Source organism: Caballeronia sp. J97 (assembly GCF_905220305.1).
Classification (GTDB): domain Bacteria; phylum Pseudomonadota; class Gammaproteobacteria; order Burkholderiales; family Burkholderiaceae; genus Caballeronia.
In genome coordinates, this window is the sequence record NZ_CAJMZL010000010.1 from 136331 (window position 1) to 156643 (window position 20313).

Sequence of the window (20313 nt, forward strand, 5' to 3'; positions counted from 1 at the left end):
TTTCATTGTGCGTCGAAAACACTGGTTTTCGGGACTCAGGGAAGTCCCGAAAACCTGAATTTCCGATGCGGACGATTTCGCTGCATGCGTTAGTCCAGAAAACGGGACCGCACGACAGACGCGGCTGGCTAGATTGGATAGCACCTGCAATCTTCCAACAGCCGAGGTCTATCGCATGAATCACATGGCAAGCGGTGCAACGCTCGCGCGTCCCCGCGACAATGCGCCGAACACACAAGAACCCGACGTGGAACGCACCGTTGCGGCGCTCGTGGCGCGTGCGCGCGCGGCGCAGCGACGCTTCGAGCAAGCGGGGCAGGAGACCCTCGACACTGCCGCGTCCGCCGCCGCGTGGGCGATCATGGAGCCTGCGCGCAACCGGCGGCTCGCGGATCTGGCCGTGCGCGACACCGGCCTCGGCAATGCCGACGACAAGTTCCGCAAGAACCATCGCAAGACCCTCGGCCTGCTGCGCGATCTGCACGGCGTCGCGACGACAGGAGTGATCGCACGCGACGAGGCGCACGGCATCGTCGAGATCGCGCGCGCGGTCGGCGTGGTGGCGGCGATCACGCCATCGACCAATCCGGCCGCGACGCCCGCGAACAAGATCATCAATGCGCTCAAGTGCGGCAACGCGGTCATCGTCGCGCCTTCGCCGAAGGGCTATTCGTCGTGCGCGTTGCTCATCGACTTCATTCACGCGGAATTCGCGAAAGCCGGTCTCGATCCCGATCTCGTGCAGATGCTGCCGCATCCGATCGGCAAGGCCGCGACCGCCGCGCTGATGAAGCTCGCCGATCTGGTCGTCGCCACGGGTTCGCAGGCCAACGTGCGCATGGCCTACACGAGCGGCACGCCGGCGTTCGGCGTGGGCGCGGGCAATGTCGCATCGATCGTCACGGCGGACGCGAATCCCGATGATGCGGCGCGCAAGATCGCCGTGTCCAAGACGTTCGACAACGCGACGAGCTGCTCGTCGGAGAACAGCGTCGTGATCGTCGACGCGATCCACGCGCGCATGCTCGAAGCGTTGACGAAGCAAGGCGGCGTGCTGCTCGACGCCGCGCAAAAGGCTCGCTTGCAGGCGGCCATGTGGCAGGACGGCAAGCTCTCGGCGCGCTGCACTGCGCGCTCGGCCGCGGCGATCGCGCGCGAAGCCGGCCTCGACGATATCGCCGCGCGCGAGCCGAAGTTCCTGATGGTGGACGAGAGCGGCTACGGGCCCGAATTTCCGTTTTCCGGCGAGAAGCTCTCGCCCGTGCTGACGGTCTATCGCGCGCGCGACATCGACGACGCGGTCGATATCGTGCGCGGCATCTACGGCTACATGGGCGCGGGTCATTCGGTCGGCGTGCATGGCGCCGACGATGCGCTCGCCGTCGCGCTCGGCACGCAATTGCCGGTTGCGCGCGTGATCGTCGATCAGGCGCATTGCCTCGCGACCGGCGGCAACTTCGACAACGGCCTGCCGTTCTCGCTCTCGATGGGCTGCGGCACGTGGGGCGGCAACAATTTCTCTTCGAACCTCGGTTACCGGCAATACCTCAACGTGACGCGCGTCGCACGTCCGATCGCGGAGCGCGTGCCGGAAGTCGATGCACTGCTCGGCGTTTACTTCCGGAGGGTCGGACGATGAGCGCATTGCCGGATCGAATCGTTTCACCCGATCGCGCGCCGTCCGATGCGCCGACCTTGCGCGCGTTGATCGACGCGCGCGCCCGACACGCGCCCGCCAGGCCGTTCGTGCTGTCCGCCGTTCAGGACGACGTGCTGACCTTCGGCGCATTGCGCGCGGAATGTCTCGCGCTGGAAGCACGTTTTCATGCGGCGGGCCTGCGTCCGGGCGATGTCGTGTCCGTCTTCATGGGCAACGGCATCCAGACCGCGCGGCTGCTCCTCGCGGCGATGTACAGCGGGCTCGTCGCCAACCCGCTGAATCTGTTGTGCCAGCCTTCGCAGGTGCGCTACATCGTCGAGCATTCGGATACGCGCGCGATTTTCGTCGCGGACGATACGCACGACATCATCGTCGAAGCGATCGATGCGTTGCGTCGCGAGGGCATGACGCGCGACATCGCGGTCGTGCGAACGTCGCCCGATACGAACGTGTTGCCCGAGATCCCGATGCTTCCCGCCCGCACGATCACGTCCGTGCGCGATGAAGCGCCAGGAACGCGAATCGTCGCGAGCGAATCCGGCGCGATGAATCCCGGCGACACTGCACTGCTCATGTACACCTCGGGCACGACGGGCGCGCCAAAAGGCGTGCTGCTGAGCCACCGGAGTCTGCTCGCGAACATGCGCAACGTCAGCGCGGAGCATCGGCTCTCCGACGACGATCGCGTGCTCGTATCGTTGCCGCTCTATCACATCAACGGTCTCGTGGTCGCGTTGCTGTCGCCGCTCTGGCATGGCGGCTCGGCCGTGATGACGCCGCGCTTTTCGGCGCGCACGTTCTGGAGCGAGGCATCGCGGTCCGGATGCACGTGGATCAACGTGGTGCCGACCATCGTCGCGTACCTGTTGAACGGCGAGGGCGCGCAGGGCTGCGATATCTCGGCGCTGAAGTTTTGCCGTAGTGCATCGGCGGCGCTGCCGGCGGATCATCATCGCGCGTTCGAGGAGCGCTTCGGCATTGGCATCATCGAAACGATGGGCATGACGGAGACCGCCGCGCCGATATTCAGTAATCCGTATGATGAGACGAAGAGAAGGCTCGGCAGTATCGGCCTGCCATCGGGCAGCGAGGCGAAGATCGTCGACATCGACGGGCGCGAATGCGCGGCGCATGAAACCGGCGAACTCGTGCTGCGCGGCGAGCAGTTGATGAGCGGCTATTACAAGCGCCCGGACGAAACGCGCAACGCGTTCACCGCCGACGGATGGCTGCGCACCGGCGATCTCGGCTATCGCGACGAGGCGGGCTTCTTCTATATCAACGGGCGCGCGAAGGAACTGATCATCAAGGGCGGCGAGAACATCGCGCCGCGCGAGATCGACGAAGCGCTCCTGCGACATCCGGGTGTGCTCGAAGCGGCCGCGGTCGGCGTGCCCGATGCGGCTTATGGGCAGGACATCGTCGCGTACATCGTGCCGAGCGGCGGCGCGGCTTCGCTCGATGTGGCCGAGTTGCGCGCGCATTGTCTGCGCGAGCTCGGCCGTTACAAGACACCGCGCGAATTCCGCTTCACCGATGCATTGCCGCGCGGTCCTTCAGGCAAGGTGCAGCGCCTGAAGCTCGTTCAGAATCCGCAGCCCGCTGGATGAACAAAGGCGGATTCGCTCTCACGGCTTGACATTCCACATCAGATGGATTGAAGGAGACACTGTGAACAAGCATCGTCAGCGTATCAAGACGCGCCATATCATTCTCGGCGTGATGTGTCTGATGTACTTCATCTCGTACATCGACCGGGTGAACATCGCCGTGGCGGGGCCGTTGATCCGCCAGGAGATGGGCTTGACGTCCGTGCAGCTCGGGCTCGTGTTTTCGGCGTTCGCGTATCCGTATGCGGTGATGCAGATCGTCGGCGGATGGCTGGCGGACCGGTTCGGGCCGAAGCTCGTGCTCACCGTGCTCTCGCTGATCTGGGGCGCGGCGACGCTCGCGACGGGCTTCGCGGGCAGCATCGGCATGCTCGTGCTGTTGCGCCTCGCGCTGGGCATCGGCGAGGGCGGCGCGTTTCCGACCGCGACGCGCGCCTTCACGTTCTGGATGCCCGTGCAGGAGCGCGGTTTCGCGCAAGGCATCACGCATAGCTTCGCGCGGCTGGGCGGCGCCGTGACGCCGCCGCTCGTGCTGGCAGTCGTGGCGGCGAGCGGCTGGCGCGAAGCGTTCATTCTGCTGGGCGTCGCGAGCCTCGCATGGACGGTGCTGTATCTCTTCGTCTTCACCAATTCACCCGATGAAAACCGTCGCGTGACGCCCGAGGAGACCGCCGAGATCGGCTATCGCGCGGGCGACTGCGCCCGCGCCAGAAAGAACCCGACGCCGTGGCGCATGCTGATTCGCCGCATGTGGCTCGTGACGTTCGTCGACTTCTGCTACGGTTGGCTGCTGTGGGTGTATCTGACGTGGCTGCCTTCGTATCTGAAGGAATCGCGCGGTTTCGATCTGAAGCATCTCGCGCTCTTCACCGCATTGCCGCTGCTCGCGGGCGTGATCGGCGATACGCTCGGCGGCGTGGTCTCGGATCGCATCTTCAGGATGACGGGCCGGCTGCGTCTCGCGCGTTGCAGCGTTCTGGTCGTCGGCATGGGCGGTTCGCTGGCCTTCCTTCTGCCGATGGTCAACGCGCCGAGCCCGATCACGGCAGTGTGGTTCCTGACGGCATCGTTCTTCTTCCTCGAGATCACGAATCCGGTGTTGTGGACCCTGCCGCTCGATATCGCGGGCAAGTATGCCGGCACGGCGGGCGGCATGATGAACACGGGCTTCGGTCTGGCGGGCATGGTGTCGCCGGTGGCCTTCGGCTATCTGATCCAGCAGACCGGCAGCTATAACGTGCCGTTCACGATCTCAGCCGCGTTGCTCGCGGTCGGCGCGGTCGCGGCGCTCTTCATCGACACCAGCAAGACCGTCGAAGCCGATGAGGCGCGCGCAGCGCAAAACCGCGAGGAGATGGGCGTGCCCGCGTTCGCGGGCGGGGCGGGGCAATGGCATAAGTAGCGCGTGCTCTGAGGCGAGGGGACGCGGCTTCGGATCGTCCCCTCGCATACGCTCTGGCTTCAGGCCGTGGCACGCGCAGGTTCGGCGCGATCGATGAACTCGATCGTCAGATTGCCGTCTTCCGAATGCGCGAGCCGAATTTCCGCGGGCGCGGCGCCGCTCGCCATGCGCGAGCACGATCGGCGTTGCCGATGCCTTTCATCACATTTCCGCGAATAGGTAGAGCGTTTCTCGCGATTGGCGAGCAAGGCGAAAGTAATTTTTGCGTAGGAACTGACGTGAGGCCGCTTTGGCGACCGCTCTTGAAGCGGCATCACAGATGAGCGAGGCAAACAGGCAAACGCTACTCGCCTTCTTCGACTATCTCGTCCATGATTCCGTGGCGGGCTTTGGACTGGACATGTCAAGGCTCCAGAACTGGCGAATAATGTACTTCGGCAACGTCTCTTATGTTCCGGACCGGAGCCTGGCCAGGAATGACGTTTCGTTGGATGCTGCTGCAGCGATCGCTTGATCGCGCGTCTTTTTCCTCTTCGCGGACCGCAGCTCCCGTCGAAGTGCGGGGCCGGCGCAATCCAACATCTACGGTCGAAAAGGCCCGGCAGCACCCGCCGCCAGGCCCCCCATCCAACCCCTCACGCCTCCAGCTGCTCCAGCACCTTGCCCTTCGTCTCGATGCCCATGAAGTGCACCGCAACCGCCGCGACGACCGGCACCACCGCGAGCCCATAGAACGCGATGTTCATGTTCCCGCCCATCAGCGTCTTGCCGACGAGAGCCGGCGCGAAGATCGCCGCGATCTTGAGCCATGCGCCGCCCAGTCCGCATCCGAAAGCGCGGATGCTGGTCGGGTACAACTCGGGCGTATAGACATAAGCGGTGATGAAGCCGCACGCCATGAATCCGAGTGCGAGCGCGCAGAACGTCGCGACCACATATACCGACTGCGTGACGAACACGCCCGCGCACACCAGCGACACCGCGCACAACACGAACGACCAGTTGATGACCGGCTTGCGCCCGACCTTGTCGACGATCAGCGCGCACGTCAGCGAGCCGAGCACGCCGAGCACCGACGCCGCCACCGCGAGGTTCAACGCGAGCTGCAACGGCGCGTGATACACGGTCTTGTAGATCGTCGGCAGCCATGTCGAGAGGCCGTACTGAAGCACGCCGCACGTCATCCACAGCAGCGCGACCGCAATGGTGCGCTTCAGATAAGCCGGCCCGATCAGATCGAGACGGCGACGCTTCGGATGGCGATTCGCCATCGCTTCGAACTCGGCGAGATTGCCGAGCGGCGGCAGCGGTTGCTTCACGGTCGCTTCGAATGCGCTGAGTGCATCGCCCGCTTCGCTCATGCGGCCGCGTTCACCGAGCCAGCGCGGCGACTCCGGCACCAGCGTGCGCAGCAGGAAGAACAGCACGAGCGGAATGCCGCCGATGAAGTACATCGCTTCCCAGCCGAAACGCGGCACGATCCACGCGCCGAGCGCATTCGAGGCGAGCAGGCCGATCGGGAACACGATCTCATAGAGCAGCACGAAGCGCCCGCGTCCGTGCGCGCGCGTGATCTCGTTGATGTAGGTCGCGGCAACGGGCAATTCGCCGCCGAGCCCGAGCCCCTGCACGATGCGCAATGCGACGAACACAGCGAACGATGGCGCGAATCCGCACGCGATGCTCGTCAAGCCGATGATGCCCGAGCTCCACGCGATCGAACGCACGCGCCCGAAGCGTTCCGCGAGCGACGGAAACAGGAAGGCGCCGATCAGTTGCCCGATCGATCCGGACGCGATCAGAAAGCCGACCTGCCCCGGCGTAAGCCCCCATCTCTGGATCAGCAGCGGCAAGGTCGCCGCGATGACGATGACATCGAAGCCATCGAAGAAAGTCGCCGCGCCGATCAGGATACGCGCGCGCACCTGCATCGCGTTGGCGGGCAGCCGTTCGATGCGCGCGATGATCGATCCCTTCGTGACCGCGTGAGCGGCCGCAGCCGCATCGGCGACTGTCGTGGCGGTGCCGCCGTGCTGGACGGCCGTATTGCCCATGCTCCTCATGCCTGCTCCCGTCTATGTGTTATGCCAGTGCTTTCGCGGTATCCGTGAGCGTCGCGATATCGACCGCGCGCCCCTGACTCATCCATTTCTTCGCGACCTTGAGATCGCGCGTCGCGTTGATCGCGATGACGCCGCGCAATGCGTCGCCTTCGAGAAAGAACAGCGACGCGCGTCGCGCCTCCAGATCGCCGCGCACGACAGGCGTCGCGCCCGGCGCAATGTCGCCGAGAATCTGCAGGTTCACGTCGTACTGATCCGACCAGAACCACGGAATCTCCGCATACGGCGTGCGCACGCCGAGCACCGCGCGCGCCGTCGCGATCGCCTGGTTCTGCGCGTTCGCCCACGATTCGAGGCGCACGCGGCGCTTGAGCCACGCGTTCGGATGATTGGCGACATCGCCGCACGCGAACACGTTCGCATCGTTCGTCGCGCCGAATTCATCGACGACGATGCCGTCGTTCACCTCTATGCCCGCGCGCTCCGCGATCTCCGTATGCGGCGCGAGGCCGATGCCCGCGACAGCGAAGTCGGCATCCAGCGTCGTGCCATCGGCGAGTTGCGCGCGCACGCCGCTCTCGAAGTCGTCGAGCGAGACGAGCGATGCACCGAGCCGCACATCGACGCCGTTATCGCGATGCAGTTTCAGCAGAAAATCCGACACGCTCTCGGGCACCGAACGTCCGCACAGACGCGGCGCGCCTTCGATCACCGTCACGTCGACGCCGAGCTTCTTCGCGGTCGCCGCGACTTCGAGGCCGATCCATCCGCCGCCGATCACGAGCAGGCGCTTGCTGTGGCTTTCGCGCAGACGCTTGCCGATATGTACCGCATCGTCGAGCGTGCGCAGATAGGCGAGGTGCGAAGTCTTGACCAGCGTCTGCGGCAGACGCCGCGCCGCGCCGCCCGTCGCGATGACGAGCCGGTCGTAGTGCACCTCGCGTCCGCTCGCGGTGCGCACGATGCGCGCGTCGCGATCGATCGATGTCGCGCATTCCGGCTGCCAGGCTTCGACATTCAACTCGGCGAACGCATCGTGATCGACGAGACGCACGGTTTCGATATCCGCTTCGCCCGCAAGCACGGCCTTCGACAACGGCGGACGCTCATAAGGCAGATGGATCTCGTCGGCGATCATCACGAGGCGGCCGTCGAAGCCCTCCTTTCGCAGCGTCTTCACGATCCATCCCGCCGCCTGTCCGCCGCCGATCACGACGACTGTCTGAAGATCAGCCATTTTTGCGCTCCGTCATGAACTTGCCTTCCGGCGCCTTCGCGTCCTTCTGGCGGCGCGTGTTGCCGTCGAGACCGCCATCGACGGCCCATTCGGCGAACACGGTCGGGCCCGGTTCGAACTCGCGCGGCTGCCAGTCGGGCGTGAGCACGTCTTCGTCCGCGTAATACTCGATGAGGCCGCCCGCCGGATTCTTGAAGTACCAGAAATACGCCGACGAAACCGGATGACGTCCCGGCCCGAGCTGCGTGGTCCAGCCGCAGCGGCTGATGTGCAGGCCGCCGCCGAATACTTCGTGGATATCGCGCACGGTGAACGCGACGTGATTCAGGCCGCGCTTGCCATCGGGGAGTTGCAGAAGAAACAGATCGTGATGCCCGCCGTGCGGCGCGCAGCGCATGAACGCGCCGCGTCCCGGATATCGATCTGACGTCTCGAAGCCGAGCAGCTCGTGATAGAACTTCTCCTGCTCCGCAACGCAGTTCGTGAAGAACACGACGTGGCCCACTTCGACCGGCTCCGCGCGTTCATAGACAGGGCTCGGCGTATCGACGCGCAAGGTCTGTCCCCACACGTTCGACGGCGAGCCCTTTACGTCGATGTCGCGCTTCTTCGTCACTTCGATGCGAATCGCCATGCCGTTCGGATCGATGCATCCCACCGCGTCATCGGTTTCGACGTGGCCGGGCTGGCCCGCGAAGCGTCCGCGCAATGCGTCGAGTTCGTCGCGCGTCGCGACCGCCCACGTGACTTCGCGCAAGGTCGGACCGCCTTCGAATGCGGGCGGCAGCGATGGGTCGTCCGAGCGCGCGAGCAGCACTTCGCAGCCGTTGAGGGTTTCGAAACGCGCGCGCGTTTCATCGTGCGCGACTTCCTTCAGGCCCCAGTCGGCGAAGAAGCGCCGGCAGGTGTCGAGATCGGTCACGCCGTAGGTGATTCGTTCAATGCCAAGGATCGTCATGGCAACTCCTTCAGTTCGCCCACGGCAGCGGGGCATCGTTCAAGCCCCAGTACAGGCTCTTCTGCTGCATGTACTCGCGCAGGCCCAGGCGGCCTTTCTCGCGTCCCATGCCGCTGTCCTTCCAGCCGCCGAAGGGCGTCGAAATCGAAAACTGCTTGTAGGTGTTGATCCAGACCGTGCCGGTGTTCAACGCGCGCGCGACGTTCCATGCGCGTTTGTAGTCGCGCGTCCAGATGCCGGCGGCGAGGCCGAACACGCTGTCGTTCGCTTGCTGCAGCAGCGCGGCTTCGTCGTCGAAGGGCAGGGCGGCGAGCACCGGGCCGAAGATCTCTTCCTGGCACATGCGCGCATCGTTCGTGAGACCTTCGATGATCGTCGGCAGATAGAAGAAGCCTTTTTCGCGGCCATCGCCCGTCGGACGTTCTCCGCCGCACAACAGCGTGCCGCCTTCCTCGAGACCGAGCGCGACATATCGTTCGATGCTCTCGCGATGCTGCGCCGTGATGAGCGGACCCATCTGCGTGTTCTCGCGCGTGGGATCGCCGACGCGCAGCTTGCGCGCGCCATCGACGAGACGCGCGATGAACTCGCCATACACGCTGCGCTCGACGAAGAGCCGCGAACCCGCGATGCACGATTCGCCCGACGAGCTGAAGATGCCATACAGCACGCCGCTTACCGCATGATCGAGATCGGCATCGGCGTAGACGATGGTCGGCGACTTGCCGCCCAGTTCCAGCGATACCGGCATCAGCTTGTCCGCCGCGAGACGCGCGATGCCGCGGCCCACTTCCGTGCCGCCCGTGAACGCGACTTTCTTCACGAGCGGATGACGCACGAGCGCGTCGCCGATCACGGAGCCTTTGCCAGGCAGCACGCTCACGACGCCCTTCGGCACGCCCGCTTCCTCGCAGATGCGCGCGAGCGCGAGCGATGCGAGCGGCGTGACCTCAGCCGGCTTCAACACGACCGCATTGCCCGCCGCGAGCGCGGGCGCGAGCTTTTGCGCATCGGATGCGATCGGCGAATTCCACGGCGTGATGGCCGCGATGACGCCGAGCGGTTCATGCACGCTCATCGTCAGATAGTCGCCGCGCGAGGGCGTCAGTTCTTCTTCGAGCGTTTCGAGGCACGACGCGAAGTAGCGGAACGTGCTGGCCGCGCTCGTCACCAATGCGCGCGTTTCGCTGATCGGCTTGCCGTTGTCGCGTCGCTGCAATTGCGCGAGCGCTTCATGACGCGCCTCGATCAGACTCGCGATGCGATGCAGAACGGCGGCGCGCTGATGCGGCTTCAATCCGGCCCAATCGGCCTTTCTGAAAGCGCGATCCGCGATCTCGACGGCTTCGCGCGCGTCGTCGGCATCGGCGGTGCTGATCTCCGCGTTGACGGATTGATCGGCGGGATAGAGGCTCGCGTACTGATTGCCGCGTCCTTTGCGCCAGACGCCGCCGATAAAGATATCGCCGGATGTCACGAGCGAAGTGTCGGGATGATTCATCTTCGAGAAGCTCCTTAGATGACGCAGCGCGCGGCGCGATTGCGCAACGCACGGATCGCGCTGAATGCGGTGAGCGCGGATGTCTTGGGATTCGACGGCAACGGCTTGCCGCACATTTCCAGCGACATCTCGCCGAACGCGCCGCGCGCGACGATGCGATGCACATTGCGCTCGACCGCCGGATCGGCGATCAGGCGCACGCGTGTCCCGTCGAGCCCGAGGCCCGCCAGCGCGATGGTCGCGGCGACGTTCGCGTTCTTCGGATAGAGCCGCGCGGCATCGCGCGCGCTGCCTTCGAAGATGACCTTTTCCTCGGTCAGCGACTTCAGATCGCACAGCGCTTCGGCGGGCGTGCCGAGCCAGCCGAGCGGCGGCTTGCGGCCGGTGTACTGCACGTCGTCGAGGCCGCCTTCCTTCGCGGCGGCGAGCGCATCGACGCCGCCGATCGCGCCCGAAAGGAGCGTGATCGTGGCCGCGCCTTCGTCGGCGGCATTGGACAGTGCATCGAGCAAACCGGCTTCGGACAGCGCGCCGATCGACGCAACCGCGCAATCCGTGCCCGACTTCAGCAAGGGCACGACGTGATCGACGAGCGCCGCGTGTCCGGCGCATTCGAGCGCGAATTCGGGGTGCGTAGCGAGCGCATCGACGCGCGACACTACATCGACGTGATGGCCGAGCACCGAGCGCACGTGATCGCGGTCACGCTCGGGCACGATCACATGCGAGATGCGCACGAGCGGATCATTGTCGAGCGCACGGAACACCGCCGAGCCGATCGCGCCGAAGCCGATCATCGCGATGTCGATCGCATGCTGCGCATGGCGGGGATCACGCATATTCCGGCTCCTTAGGCTCTTCCTTCTTCACGGGCGGGCCGGCGAACGCGGTGGCGAACGAGCCGACCGACAGCATGTCGACTTCGACGAGCACCGGACCTTCGATGGCGAGTCCTTCGCGCACGATGTCATCGGCCTGATCGAGCGACGTGATGCGGCGATGCGCGAGGCCGAGGCTCGCGCAGAACTGCGCGAAATCCGGCTGATGCAGATCGACGAACATGCGGCGGCCGCCGTAGTTCGCGTCCTGAATGTTGCGGATCACGCCATAGCATTGATCGTTCATCAGCACGATCATCACGTTGGCCTTTTCCTGCACGGCGGTCGCGAGTTCGCCGACGTTCACCATGAGGCCGCCGTCGCCGACGAGCGCGACAGTCTTCTTCGCCGCGCCAGAAAGCGCCGCGCCGATCGCCATCTGCATGCCCTGGCCGATGCCGCCGCCGAGCGCGTGCACGCCCGCGCGCGGATTGAAGATCTTCAGCAGGCGATTGCCCCACGTGCTGTTCGAGATCGTGACGTCGCGCACCCAGTTGTAGTCGCGGCCCACGGCGCGTTGCAGCGAATCGACGAGACGCTTGTACGGTCCGAGTCCCTTCGACACCTCCGCGACGGCCGTTTCGCGCGCGGCGGCGAGATCGCCCGCGAATGTCGGATCGATGCGGATGCGGCCTTCGAGCAGCGTCGCGAGTTCGTCGAGCACGCGCGATGCATCGCCATGCACGAAGAGCTCGTTGCGATAGCCGCGGTTGTCGGCGAGCGCATCGGCGTCGACGCGATAGAGCGGTTGCGGCAGCGCGAGCTTGTACTTCAGCGTCTCGTTGCCGCGCAGACGCGAGCCGACGACGACGAGCGCATCGCACGTCTTGTAGAACGCTTCGACGGACGGATGCACGTTGAACGCACCGAGCGTCGCCGGATGATCCTCGGGCAGCACGCCGCGGCCCTGCACGCTCGTCACGACGCCGAAGCCCAACTTCACGAGACGCTCGACCGCGCTGCGCGCATGGCGCGTGCCGCCGCCGAGCCACAGCAACGGGCGCTTCGCGTTCGTGAGCGCATCGGCGAGCTGCTTCACGCGCAGGCTGTCGTGCGTGAGCGCGCCGACGTGCGGCGCGGCCAGATCGGCGGGCCATTCGATTTCGGCGGCCTGGATGTCGATCGGAATCTCGACGCTCACCGGACCCGCGGGCGCGGTCAGCGCGACACGCACGGCCTCACGGATCGTCGGCAATGCGGTGTCGACGGTGCGCACGCGAAACGCGGCCTTCGAGATCGATTGCAGCATCGACAACTGATCCGGCGCTTCGTGGATATACGCGAGATCCTGATCGAGATATTCGGTTTCGATCTGCCCCGTGACATGCAGCAGCGCCGTGCCGGCAGTCAGCGCTTCGACCATCGCGCCCGCCGCGTTGCCGGCAGCCGTGCCGGTCGACGTGAACGCGACGCCGAGTTCGCCGGACACGCGCGCGAGACCGTCGGCCATGTTCAACGCGCCCGCTTCGCCGCGCGCCCCGACATAGCGGATGTTGCCGCGACGGCCGATCGCATCGAGGATCGGCATGTTGTGGATCGAGATGACGCCGAACGCCGTGCGCACGCCGCATTGTTCGAGGAACGCGGCGATCAGTTCGCCGACCGTGGTTTTTTCAGACATGACGAGCAAAGCCTCCGGAAACATCGATATGGCTGCCGGTCGTGTACGACGACAGCGTTGTTGCGAGATAGAAGAGTGCCTGCGCCGCTTCTTCGGGCAAGCCGAAGCGGCCGAGCGGAATGTTTTTCTTGCGCGCGAGCTCGCCGGTCCATTGCGCCCAGCTTTGGCGCGCGGGGTCAGCGGCGCTTTCGTTCAGATAGTTTTGGTAGCGACGCTTCCATTGCCCCGATTCGACGATGCCGATCAGAATCGAATTCACGCGGATGCGCTGCGGCGCGAGTTCCGTCGCGAGCGATTTCACGAGGCTCAGCACGCCCGCGCGCGCCGACGACGTCGCGACCATATGCGGCTCGGGTTGCAGCGCGAGCAGCGAGTTCACGCAGACGATCGCGGGCGATGGCGCATCCTTCAGCATCGGCAGAAAGGCGCGCGTCGGACGGATGATGCTGAAGTACTTCAGTTCCAGCTCGTCGCGCCACGCGTCGTCCGCGGTATCGGCGAAGGTGGACACGCGGCCCTGGCCGGCGTTGTTCACGAGCATGTCGACGCGGCCGAAGCGCGTCATCACTTGCGCGGCGAAGCCGTTCACCTGTTCGGCGTCGAGCACGTCGCAGCGTGCGGCGAGCAGCGGCGCTTGCGGGAATTCCTGCGCGAGCGAGGCTTGCGCCCGTTCGAGCCGCTCGCCGTCGCGCCCGCAAAGGGCCACCGATGCACCCGCTTGCAGGAACAATCGCGCGGTCGCGAAGCCGATGCCCGACGAGCCGCCGGTCACGACCGCAACCTGTCCAGTGAGATCGATTTGAATCATTGCAGCCCCAGAGACTTCATATAGCGGCTCGACACGGGAGAACGCGCGGCCGGACGATAGTTCAGACGCATCGAAAGCGCATCGGCGGCGTCGCGCACCTTGTCGATGAGGCCGCTGCCGAGCAATGCGGCATCGATCTCGGGGCGCGGAATCGTCGTCGTGATGACGGCGACGATGCGTCCCGTGTCGTTGCGAACCGGCGCGGTGACGACCGAGATGCCCCGCTCGAAGGACGATTGACTCGTCGCGTAGCCGCGTTCGGCGTCTTCTTTCACGCGCTCGTACAGTTCTTCGACCGTTTCCGGCGTCGACTGCGTGAAGCGTTCGAGATGCGGTTCCGGATACAGCGCGCGCAGTTCATCGAGCGAAAGATCGCCCATCAGGACGTGTCCGTGCGTCGTCGCATGGGCGGGAAGGCGTGTGCCGACATTCACCTTCACCGAACTGAAGATCGGCGCGTGGCTCTGCGCCTTGGCGACGAACACGACATCGCGGCCATCGCGAATGAGAATGTGGCTCGTGAGACCGGTTGCGTCTCGCAAGGCTTCGATAATCGGCAAGCCGAGATCGGTCAGTTCGAGCGAGCTCAGATATTCGAAGCCGAGACGCAGCACGGCGACCCCCAGCCGATAGTTGCGATCCTTGTCCGCGCGCTCCAGAAAGCCGAGCGATTCGAGCGTTTGCAACAGGCGGAACACCGTCGTGCGCGGGATGCCGAGCCGGCGCGACAATTCGGGCGCGCCGAGCACCGGTTCGCGCGGCGAGAACTCGGTGAGGATCTTGAGCCCGCGTTCGAGTCCCGGCACGATGTAGGTCGGTTCGCCCTTGTCGGCTTCTTCTGTGGCGAGGGATGTCATTGCGGTACTCCGTCTTTCAGGTGACATTCGATGCTTTGGCAAAACGAGTCGATCAGCGTCGTATAGGCGGCGGGCGATTCGACATAACCTGCATGCCCCGCACGCGGCATCACTTGCAGGCTGACACGCGCGGCTTGCGCGATGCGCTCGCATGCGGCGGGCGGCGTGATCGTGTCTTCCGCGCCCACCGCAACCGCGATGCGGCCGTGAAAGCGCGCGATGTCCGCCGCGAGATCCGCGTTCGCGAGCAGATGCGTCGCCTGTGCGTAGCCTTCGGGCACGATGCGCGCCATGTTCCAGCGAACCCATTCGCGCGCGGATTCATCGGCGTGTTGCGATAGCATGTTGGCGCAGCGCTCGCGTGCGAGTCCTTGCGGGCCGAGTTCGTTCAGCATCGTCAGGCGTGCGTCGCGTTTCGATTCGCGCAATTCTTTCGACGCCGCGCCGTAGCCCGCGGCAGGCGATATCAGCAACAGTCCCGCGACGCGTTCAGGCGCGTCGGCTGCGAGCGAACCCGCGACGATCGCACCGAGCGAGTGGCCGACGAGCACGCAGCGCGTGATATCGAGCACATCGAGCCACGCGCTCAACGCTTGCGCATAGTCGAACGCATTCGGCGCTTCACTCGCGACACGCGTGGACGCGCCATACCCCGGCGCATCCCACGCGATTACGCGACGCTTCATGCCGAGCGCGTCGAGTTGCCGGACCCACGACGCCGCGCCCGACCCGATCCCATGCAGCAGCACGACGGGCAGGGTGCGCAGATGCATCGCACCTGCCTCGCGATAACCCGTGATGCCGTGCGCGGTATCGATCTGCATGTCCGGAAAACACGCGAGCGTCTCGATGTTCATGACAGCCTCAGCGCTTGAGCTTCGCGAGCGGCGAATCCGGCGGATACGTCGGCGTGATGGGTTTGGGCGCACCCAGCATCACGCACATCAGCGCGTCTTCCTCGCCGACGTTGATCTCCGTGCGATACACGCCCGGCGGCACCGAGATGAGATCGCGCTCGCCGAGCACGGCTTCCCACGTCTTGCCGTCCTTTTCGCAGACGACTTTCATCTTTCCGCGCAGCACGAAGAAGATCTCTTCGACGTCGATATGAATGTGGCTCGGCCCGATGTTGCCGGCGGGAATGACCATCGTCGAAAACGTGAAGCTGCCTGCGGGAATCGTGTTCATGTCCTTCGCGACGCCCGTGCCGCCCGTGCCGACATAGCGCATCTGCGCGCGGCGATACTTCGGGTCGTAGTCGGCCTGGAACTTCAGTGCGTCCCAGTCGTAGCGGCGCGTTTCCAGCCGCGCGACGCGCGAATCCATCCATTGCTCGAAGCTCGCGTCGGCGGGCTGGTCCCACGATTTACGTTCGATGTCTGCATCGGCCATTGCCTTCTCCGGTTTGTTTGGATAACGAATCAATTCATCACGAAGCCGCCGTTCACCGGCAGCAACTGTCCCGTCACGAAGCGCGCCGCATCCGAGAGCAGGAACAGCACGGGGCCGTTCACGTCGTCGGGCACTTGCGCGCGCGTCAGTGCGCGGCCTTTGAGGTAGTACTCGTGGCGCTCGGCGGGCACATAGGCGGTGGCTTCCACTTCGGTCAGGCCGGGCGCGATCGCGTTCACGGTCACGTTGCTCGCGCCGAACTCGCGGGCGAGCGAGCGCGTCATTGCGATCACCGCGCCCTTGCTCGCGACATACGCGAGCAGCTTCGGCGCACCCCACAAAGCCGTGTCCGATGCGATATTCACGATTGCGCCGCGTCCGCAGTCCTTCAGATGCGGCAGGCACGCGACGCTCATCAGCCAGGTGCCGCGCACGTTGACGTTCATCACCGCGTCCCACGTTTGCGGCGTGAGCTCGTCGGCGGACTTGCCGCCCGAGTTGGTGATCGCGGCGTTGTTGATGAGCGCATCGATACCGCCCAATGCCTTCGCGCCTTGCTCGACGAACTCGGCGACGCTGCGCGGATCGCTCAGATCGAGCGGGAAGAAGTGCGCGTCGCGGAGTTCACGCGCGAGCGCTTCGCCTTCTTCGTGGAGCACATCGCCGAACGCGACGCGCGCGCCTTGCGCGACGAGCGCGCGGACGAACGCCGCGCCGAGTCCGCGAGCCCCGCCCGTCACGATCACGCGACGGCCATCGAGCGCATTCGACGCATCACGCATGAGCGTGCTCCGTGTTCTTGGGCAGCGCATCGAGCGCGGCAAGATGCTGTTGCGCGCGTTGCTTCAGCATGCGCCGCACACGCGTCATGCCGACGTCGTGCTGATAGAGGAATTCGTGGTCGCGTGCGTTTGGCGCGAGGCTTTCGAGCACGTAGCGGTCTTGCTCCAGCACCGCCCAATGCAGCCCTTCGAGACGATTGCGATACAGGAAGCGCCATGCATCGCGCTGCCATCCGGACACCTTGCGCGTGCGCCAGAAATAGACCTGGCAGTTGTCGTTGTCGACGGGCGTCGCGAAACCGATGATCCCGAAGTTGCCGCCCGGGCCGAACTTCTTCTTGTACGGAATCGCGAGACGCATCCACAGGCAGCCGGTCTCGCCCAGCTCGACCCAGTCGAAGTTCACGTCGCGCTGATTCACCTTCTCGAACATGAGGCCGGTTTCGGTCTTGCGCACGCGCATGTCGGCCTGCTTGTCGCCTTCGGCCATCGAGTGCGACGTCGCGTGCAGATACGCGCCGTGCATCGGGTCCATCACGTTATCGATTGCATACTGATAATTGCACTTCCAGTGCGACATGCACAGGAAGCTCGCGTATTCGTCGCCGACGAGTTCTTCCGGCAGCACGAGCGGTGCGGGTTCCTTGTTGGCGTCGTCGCCAAACCAGAGGAAGATCGCGCCGGCGTGCTCTTCGACGGGATACGACTTCACGCACTTCTGGCCTTCGAGCGGACAGGCCGACACGGCGGGCACTTTCTGCACGGTGCCGCTGCCATCGATCTCGACGCCGTGATACCAGCACGCGACGCTGCCGCCGAGATTCCAGCCGAGCGACAGACGCGCGCCGCGATGCGGGCAGCGGTCTTCGAGCGCGTGCACTTTGCCTTCGTTGTCGCGCCAGAGCACGATCTGATCGCCGAGGCGCGTAAGGCCGATGGGCGCGTTCGCCACTTGCCAGCTCGGCGCGACGGGATACCAGTAATTGCGCAAGCCGCGATCGAGATAAGCCTGAACGGAATCGGCGGCGGCGGACGTGGATTGCTGAGGGGACGTCATGGGGAAGTGCTCCTTCTTTATTCGGCGAGCGTGCGCAGTTCTGCGGCGAGGCGATCGGCGGTCCACGTGGCGCCTTCCGGCGTGCGGAAGCCGTCCTTGTTCAAGCCCGCGACCACTTGTTCCAGTTCCAGCGCGCCCGCTTCGAAGACGCGTTCGAGGGCATCGCCGAAGTCGTTTTCGTATTGCGTCGGCGCTGCCTTGCGCGTCTGCCAGATGAAGTTTTCGGTTTCGCCCGGCTTCTCGATCACGCCCTTGCCGGCGACGTTATTCGGCTGCGGCGCGAGCCACGGCTTGAGATGCGGGTTGAAGTTCACGACTTTTTCCATGTCACGCCACCTTGATCTGGATTTCCTCACCGGCGAGGCGTACCGAATACGTCTTCAGGTCGCGGCCGCCGGGCTCTTTCAGGCATTTGCCCGTGGGGATGTGAAACACCGCTTCGTGCAGCGGGCATTCGACGGTGTCGCCATCGACGAAACCCTGCGTCAGCAATGCGTATGCGTGCGGGCACACGTTCTCGAGCGCGTACAGTTCGTCGCCCACCTTGTAGATACCGATTTCCGCGCCGTCATCGAGCTTGAATTCGATCGGTGCGTCCTCCGACAGATCGCCGGCATGTCCGGCGCAGCGCCATTGTTCAGACATCTTTCACCCTTTCCTCTGGTTCGTCTGTGTTCCACTAAAGGAACAGCAGTTCGTGTATGGGCATTATAGGAGTGGTCTGAGCCCGGGAAAATAAAAATCTGAATCTCTAGGTGAAAACACTGAATCCGGTCCGCTTAAAAGTTTTCTCCTGAAGTAAGAACGTCCGTTCGACGTTGATTCCTATGCTTTTTTTGCAGCAAATCTTGTGCGACCGACGGCGCTCAGGGTCTACCCGATGTCCTCGCAAATTTATTGTTTTGGCGCAAGAAACCTCACTATACTTTCCATAGGCAGTACGTTGATCCGTATATGGAACAAAACGCGATCGGCGAATAGCTTATCCGGGATAGAGCGCAATAACGGCGACAAGCGGGAACGGGCTGGCGGACAGGGCCCGTCCTTGAACCATACGGTTAGGAGAACGAAGGGTGAAGCACATCATTGCAGCGGGGCTCATCGGAGCCGGGGTCGCGACCGGCGCGGCGGCGCAAAGCACAGTCACGCTCTACGGCAGCCTCGATGCCGGCATCGCATATATCAACAATGTCGGCGGCCATCCGAAGTGGATGGAGGAACAGGGCAACATGCAGCCGGATCGTTGGGGCTTTCGTGTTGTCGAGGATCTGGGCGGCGGGCTGAAGACGGTCGCGCAACTCGAGAACGGCTTCTATACGAACACGGGTAACTTCGCGAAGGCAGGCACGCTGTGGAACCGTCAGGCCTATCTCGGGCTGGATCAGGAGAACGTCGGCACGCTGACGCTCGGTCATCAGACGCCGTTCAGCTTCGACATGCTCGGGCCGCTCTCGACCGCGTATCTTGCGGCGAGCTGGTACGCGTTCCATCCGGGCAACATCGATCAGCTTGCGGACACGGGCGTCGTGCCCTATGACAACTCCGCGAAATTCCGCTCGGCGAACTTCTACGGCTTTTCCGCCGGTGCGATGATGGGCCTCGGCAACACGACCAACTTCTCGACGGGGCGCAACTACGGTTTCGGCATTACCTACGCGAACGGTGGATTCAAGGCGGCGGCGACTTACTCGAACGAGCACAACCGCACGCCCGCGATCGCGACGACCGGACTCACGACGTTCCAGGGCCAGCCCGCCGCGACTTACATGGCGGACAAGCAGGAGGAGATGGGCGCGGGCGCGTCATATGAGATCGGCAAGTTCGTCGTGCACGGGCTTTATACGCGTGTGAAGCTGCAGTCGAACGGTCAGTCGGATACTTTCCAGTCGTATGACGCGGGGCTTACGTTCAAGCCGGTGGCGTGGAACTGGATCGCGGGCGGTGCGGCGACGACGACCTTCGCGGGCGGGCGCTGGACGCAGTTCGAAATCGGCGATATCTATATGTTGTCGAAGTCGACGCAACTGTATGTCAATGCGCTCTATGAGCATGCGACAGGTGGTGCGAAGGCGGCGTTCTTTACGGCGGGCGTTTCGAGCACGGCGAATCAGGTGATCGTGCTGGCGGGTATTCATCACTCGTTCTGAATGCGTCGCGTTCGGGGTTGGGTTTGGTTTCGCCGGATCCCGTATTCGTGTCGGTCTATTAGCACTGCCCCTGTGCGGGGCGGCAGTCACTTTCTTTGCTGCTGCAAAGAAAGTAACCAAAGAAAGCAGCTATCCCCATCCAAAGTACCTCACACCGGCCGCGGCACAGGCGATTGGCTGAATGGTCCGCCTGTAGCGAGTGCCCCAACAAGCAGAACAGGGCTTGGCTCGCACACGGTCTGATGTGCTAGTAATTCGAGGTCACTGGTTCAGCACGAAACAGCACCGGCACAGCGCTACGCGCTGCCGCCGGGTCCACAAGGGAAACCATCGGTTTGCA

Annotated in this window: 18 protein-coding genes; 4 read left to right on the forward strand and 14 right to left on the reverse strand. The window is 64.4% G+C overall.

Annotated features, from left to right (window positions below):
* Positions 1-175: 175 nt before the first annotated feature.
* The 3 genes from sauS to U4Y90_RS15665 all read left to right on the forward strand — a co-directional run bounded on the left by sauS (position 176) and on the right by U4Y90_RS15665 (position 4672).
* The gene (sauS, locus tag U4Y90_RS15655; protein ID WP_321795731.1) at positions 176-1639 is read left to right on the forward strand and encodes an acylating sulfoacetaldehyde dehydrogenase; all 1464 of its coding nucleotides are present in this window, start codon (positions 176-178) and stop codon (positions 1637-1639) included.
* Positions 1636-3270, forward strand: a complete 1635-nt coding sequence (locus U4Y90_RS15660; RefSeq protein WP_321795732.1) for an AMP-binding protein — start codon at positions 1636-1638, stop codon at positions 3268-3270. Before sauS ends, U4Y90_RS15660 begins: the two co-directional genes overlap by 4 nt.
* 61 nt (positions 3271-3331) lie before the next feature.
* Positions 3332-4672 carry an MFS transporter gene (locus U4Y90_RS15665; protein ID WP_415749358.1) on the forward strand — a complete coding sequence of 447 codons (1341 nt, stop codon included), beginning with the start codon at positions 3332-3334 and terminating at the stop codon, positions 4670-4672.
* Positions 4673-5307: 635 nt separating this feature from the next.
* Here U4Y90_RS15665 and U4Y90_RS15670 read toward each other — a convergent pair.
* The 14 genes from U4Y90_RS15670 to U4Y90_RS15735 are packed head-to-tail and all read right to left on the reverse strand — an operon-like array spanning position 5308 to position 18471.
* Positions 5308-6726, reverse strand: coding sequence for an MFS transporter (locus tag U4Y90_RS15670; protein ID WP_321795840.1), 1419 nt, complete (start codon positions 6724-6726; stop codon positions 5308-5310).
* A 28-nt stretch (positions 6727-6754) separates the two neighbouring features.
* Complete coding sequence (locus U4Y90_RS15675; RefSeq protein ID WP_321795734.1) at positions 6755-7972, reverse strand: NAD(P)/FAD-dependent oxidoreductase; 1218 nt, start codon at positions 7970-7972, stop codon at positions 6755-6757.
* A complete protein-coding gene (locus tag U4Y90_RS15680) occupies positions 7965-8930 on the reverse strand; it encodes a VOC family protein (protein WP_321795736.1) in 966 nt (321 codons plus the stop codon). Before U4Y90_RS15680 ends, U4Y90_RS15675 begins: the two co-directional genes overlap by 8 nt.
* Positions 8931-8940: 10 nt before the next feature.
* A complete protein-coding gene (locus U4Y90_RS15685) occupies positions 8941-10431 on the reverse strand; it encodes an aldehyde dehydrogenase (protein ID WP_321795738.1) in 1491 nt (496 codons plus the stop codon).
* A gap of 14 nt (positions 10432-10445) precedes the next feature.
* On the reverse strand, positions 10446-11270 hold the full coding sequence (locus U4Y90_RS15690) for an aspartate dehydrogenase (RefSeq protein ID WP_321795741.1): 825 nt from the start codon (positions 11268-11270) through the stop codon (positions 10446-10448).
* Positions 11263-12930 carry a thiamine pyrophosphate-binding protein gene (locus U4Y90_RS15695; RefSeq protein ID WP_321795743.1) on the reverse strand — a complete coding sequence of 556 codons (1668 nt, stop codon included), beginning with the start codon at positions 12928-12930 and terminating at the stop codon, positions 11263-11265. Before U4Y90_RS15695 ends, U4Y90_RS15690 begins: the two co-directional genes overlap by 8 nt.
* A complete protein-coding gene (locus tag U4Y90_RS15700; RefSeq protein ID WP_321795745.1) occupies positions 12923-13738 on the reverse strand; it encodes an SDR family oxidoreductase in 816 nt (271 codons plus the stop codon). The genes U4Y90_RS15695 and U4Y90_RS15700 overlap by 8 nt, the downstream gene beginning before the upstream one ends.
* Entirely contained in the window at positions 13735-14595 is an 861-nt protein-coding gene (locus tag U4Y90_RS15705; protein ID WP_321795747.1) for an IclR family transcriptional regulator, read from the reverse strand. Before U4Y90_RS15705 ends, U4Y90_RS15700 begins: the two co-directional genes overlap by 4 nt.
* Complete coding sequence (locus tag U4Y90_RS15710; RefSeq protein ID WP_415749359.1) at positions 14592-15452, reverse strand: alpha/beta fold hydrolase; 861 nt, start codon at positions 15450-15452, stop codon at positions 14592-14594. Before U4Y90_RS15710 ends, U4Y90_RS15705 begins: the two co-directional genes overlap by 4 nt.
* 7 nt (positions 15453-15459) lie before the next feature.
* Positions 15460-15987 carry a cupin domain-containing protein gene (locus tag U4Y90_RS15715; protein WP_321795749.1) on the reverse strand — a complete coding sequence of 176 codons (528 nt, stop codon included), beginning with the start codon at positions 15985-15987 and terminating at the stop codon, positions 15460-15462.
* A gap of 29 nt (positions 15988-16016) precedes the next feature.
* The gene (locus U4Y90_RS15720) at positions 16017-16769 is read right to left on the reverse strand and encodes an SDR family oxidoreductase (RefSeq protein WP_321795751.1); all 753 of its coding nucleotides are present in this window, start codon (positions 16767-16769) and stop codon (positions 16017-16019) included.
* Complete coding sequence (locus tag U4Y90_RS15725; RefSeq protein WP_321795753.1) at positions 16762-17826, reverse strand: aromatic ring-hydroxylating dioxygenase subunit alpha; 1065 nt, start codon at positions 17824-17826, stop codon at positions 16762-16764. Before U4Y90_RS15725 ends, U4Y90_RS15720 begins: the two co-directional genes overlap by 8 nt.
* Before the next feature lie 17 nt (positions 17827-17843).
* On the reverse strand, positions 17844-18152 hold the full coding sequence (locus U4Y90_RS15730) for a recombinase-like helix-turn-helix domain-containing protein (protein WP_321795755.1): 309 nt from the start codon (positions 18150-18152) through the stop codon (positions 17844-17846).
* 1 nt (position 18153) lies between these two features.
* Complete coding sequence (locus U4Y90_RS15735; RefSeq protein ID WP_035500201.1) at positions 18154-18471, reverse strand: non-heme iron oxygenase ferredoxin subunit; 318 nt, start codon at positions 18469-18471, stop codon at positions 18154-18156.
* Positions 18472-18899: 428 nt separating this feature from the next.
* Here U4Y90_RS15735 and U4Y90_RS15740 point away from each other — a divergent pair, with 428 nt between their 5' ends.
* On the forward strand, positions 18900-19973 hold the full coding sequence (locus U4Y90_RS15740) for a porin (protein ID WP_321795760.1): 1074 nt from the start codon (positions 18900-18902) through the stop codon (positions 19971-19973).
* Positions 19974-20313: the final 340 nt, after the last annotated feature.